The 3,427-nt window shown below is 40.5% G+C and carries 3 protein-coding genes and 1 pseudogene; 1 reads left to right on the plus strand and 3 read right to left on the minus strand.

Features of this window, described 5'->3' with window-relative positions; all coding sequences use genetic code 11:
• Positions 1-529: pseudogene (locus tag AB685_RS28745) on the minus strand (divalent metal cation transporter); the annotation flags it as partial.
• 121 nt (positions 530-650) lie between these two features.
• On the opposite strand from AB685_RS28745, the gene AB685_RS28750 reads away from it, so the two are divergent.
• Positions 651-1,403, plus strand: a complete 753-nt coding sequence (locus tag AB685_RS28750; RefSeq protein ID WP_047974029.1) for an IclR family transcriptional regulator — start codon at positions 651-653, stop codon at positions 1,401-1,403.
• 9 nt (positions 1,404-1,412) lie between these two features.
• Here the strand turns inward: AB685_RS28750 and AB685_RS28755 are convergent, their stop codons facing one another.
• Both AB685_RS28755 and pxpB read right to left on the minus strand, forming a co-directional pair.
• Positions 1,413-2,426, minus strand: a complete 1,014-nt coding sequence (locus AB685_RS28755) for a biotin-dependent carboxyltransferase family protein (RefSeq protein ID WP_047974030.1) — start codon at positions 2,424-2,426, stop codon at positions 1,413-1,415.
• On the minus strand, positions 2,423-3,157 hold the full coding sequence (gene pxpB / locus AB685_RS28760) for a 5-oxoprolinase subunit PxpB (protein ID WP_047974031.1): 735 nt from the start codon (positions 3,155-3,157) through the stop codon (positions 2,423-2,425). Before pxpB ends, AB685_RS28755 begins: the two co-directional genes overlap by 4 nt.
• Between the last annotated feature and the right edge of the window lie 270 nt (positions 3,158-3,427).

Genomic DNA, 3,427 nt, shown 5'->3' on the forward strand with positions numbered 1-3,427 from the left:
GCGGATTACTTACAAACATCACATAAAGAGTAAGTAAAATCATGACAGCGCCTAGGTATCGTACAATTTTATCCATTGCTACATTTGCTTCTTTAAGAGTAAAGATAACGATACAGATCACACCGGTCATCACAGCCCCGATTCTTGGATCTAGCCCCATTAAAGCATTGACCCCAAGTCCACCGCCGGCTACATTTCCGATATTAAAGGCAAGTCCACCTAATACAATAAAAAAGGCTACAACGTACCCAAGACCGGGGAGAACCGCATTAGCGATTTCWTGACCACGCATTCTTGAGACGGCAATAATTCTCCAAATATTCATCTGAGCTCCAATATCTAAAATAATGGAAGCAAGAATGATGAAGGCAAAGCTTGCAAGTAATTGTTCCGTGAATACGGCTGTTTGTGTTAGAAATCCAGGACCAATGGCTGAAGTTGCCATTAAAAAGGCAGCACCCATCATCGCACTTAAACGTTGTTTAGCTGTCATGTTTTCTTGTTGTTCTTCAATTGGATTTTGCTTCATTTTATTCACCCTTTCATTTTCTTATTTGAAAAAGCTCACTTCATTCTCAAATGTAGACAGCTACGAACTCGTTTAATACAATAAATGAAATAGATAACCCATAAATAAAGGAGCGTTTCTTTTGCAAAACATTAATAAAACCGTCGTAAAATCCATGAAGCTCCTAGATCTTTTTCGTACTCATTCGTCGCTTACTCTAAATGAAATGGTTGAGTTATCTGGTCTTCCTAAAACTTCTACCCACCGTATGATTGTCTCTCTTGAAGAAGTAGGCTTGCTCCAAAAAGATCATACCGGAACGTATTCATTAGGCATGTTATTTCTTGAATTTGGTCAGCTTGTTTCTGATCGTATTGATTTAAGACAACTTGCTCTCCCAATWATGAAAGACCTACGTGATGAGATTGGTGAAGCCGTTAATTTAACCATTAAAGATCGAGCAGAAGCGCTATACATCGCAAAGCTCGACACATCGCATCCGGTTAGACTGTTCACAAAAGTCGGAAGACGTTCCCCTTTATATGYAGGTGCTTGTTCGCGAATTATCCTAGCTCATTTACCCGAAGAAGAGATGGAGAATTATTTAAAAGGACAAGCCTTACTCTCTTATGGAGAAGGTACCATTACAGACCCGACTTTACTTCGTGAAATATTAAACACCTCACGACTAGAAGGCTATACAGTGAGCCATTCCGAGCTTGAGAATGGAACAACGGCTCTGGCAGCTCCTATTTTTGATTACAAAGGGCAAATTGCAGGTGGACTTAGTATTGCAGGTCCTTCTGATCGTTTTGATGAACAACAACTTGCTACGATGATTCAAAAGGTAAAAGCTTCAGCTGCGAAAATCTCACATGCGCTTGGCTACAGATAACCCCCGTTTTTACGGGGTCTTTTCATGTCTCTTTACTAACATTCCTACCCTAACGTCATTTAATTCCTTTTCACGACCGATATACAGTTCTTCTGCTTCCATTAAGCTTATTTTTCTAAACGATATGGTATCTCCGGGCTTTAATTGTGCGAGAAGCGGGATGTCTACATTAATGACTTGTCCCATTCTAGGGTAACCTCCCGTTGTTTGGCGATCAGCTAAAAGGATGATAGGGTTTCCATCTGCAGGTACTTGAACAGTCCCTAATGCTACCGCTTCGGATAGGACTTCAAATGTCTCATCTAGCTTCAATTCGGGACCTTGTAATCGATAACCCATCCGATCAGACTGAGGAGAGATCGTAAACGTTTTCGTGAAAAATTGCTCTTGTGCGTCTGAGTCGAATTGTGTATAGTGCGTTCCAGTGAGAACACGAATAACCGTTTCTTTCTTTTGTGGCTGAATTGAAGTTCTCACCCGCCAAGCCGGCGCATAAAATGATTTTTTTGTATCCCTCGAAAAAAGTGCTGTAAAGTGATCAGCAAGTGGTGATGTTTGGTTATTTAAAGATAGGATGTCTCCTTCTTTTAAGGTACGACCTTTATAGCCACCAATTTCCGCACGCAAATAAGTGCTTTGGCTTCCCATTACCTTCTCGGTATTAAATCCTCCAGCAAATGCTAGGTATGCCCGGCACCCACTTATACATTTGCCGAACCTGATGACACTACCTTTTTTCACAAAAACCGGTCGCCATGAGGGTAATTGATAATTCCCAATACTTGGTGAAAGATGTCCTCCGGTAACCGCTATTAACGTATCTTGTTGAACCTCAAGTGCAGGACCAGCCATAGTGATCTCAAGAGCTGCCATTGTTTCGCTGTTTCCAACTAAGAGATTTGCCATTCGCAGTGCGTAGGCGTCCATCGCCCCGCTAACGATCACACCATATTTTTGATAGCCAACTCTTCCTAAATCTTGAATCGTCGTAAGTAGTCCAGGGCGAAGTACTTTTATACTCATGTAATCTTCTCCTTGTACTCGTTATATTCTGCTAAAGTGATTGGTTTGAACTGAATCCTATCACCCCGTTGCAATAAAGTAGGTGGATTATCATTGGGACAAAAAAGTTCTAATGGTGTGCGTCCTATAATCTGCCAGCCACCTGGTGTATCTAGTGAATAAACTCCCGTCTGCTCGCCTGCGATACCAACTGATCCCCTTGGAATAGACGTTCTAGGATTTGATCTACGAGGGGTTGCAATTTCCTTAGACATCCCGCCTAAGTATGGGAATCCAGGGGCAAATCCAATCATGTAGACAAGATAGTCACCTTTTGAATRGATATTAATGACCTCATCGGTAGTTAGATTATTATGTCTTGCAACTACCTCTAGATCTTCTCCATATTCTCCCCCATAACAAACTGGGATCTCAATCTCTCTAGTCTTTTGCACGACATCTCGTTCCATCTGATTCAGACCATGCTCTACAAAAGAATGCACGATTTCGTATGCAGAACGAAAATCAGCATCCCCTCTATTTTCTCGAACTATTATTGGGTCATAAAAAATGGTTACGCTTGTAAACGCAGACACATACTCAATAAATCCTTTAAAAGGAAATTGATCAAGATAATGATTAAATGCCTGCACTTCATTATGTATCGAAGAGTTAATCTCCCTTCCAAAGGTCACGATAATCGATGTATCACTTAACGGTTCAATCGTTCTATTTTGTTGTATGCCACCCATATCCAACCCTCCTATTCCACTATTCGGAACAACCATTCCATATTTAATCATTTTAATTATTATAATTGTTTGACAATATAAAAGCAAATGCTTGAGGAACCACTACATTATCCCCTGTCTATTCATCCCCTATGTAGCTTTCATGCAAACAAAAAAGCCTTTCGATAGGAGAAAGACTCTATTCTTCAAGATAGTGCTTCATTAGATAAAAAATTTGGTCTCTTAGTTGTTGATGTTCATTCATTAACTGGTGATTAGCCCCGCTTACTA

The sequence above is a fragment of the Bacillus sp. LL01 genome (genome assembly GCF_001037965.1).

Coding starts and splice junctions, on each gene's coding strand:
- AB685_RS28755 (WP_047974030.1), bottom strand. CDS start 2,426: ATGAGTATAAAAGTACTTCGCCCTGGACTACTTACGACGATTCAAGAT.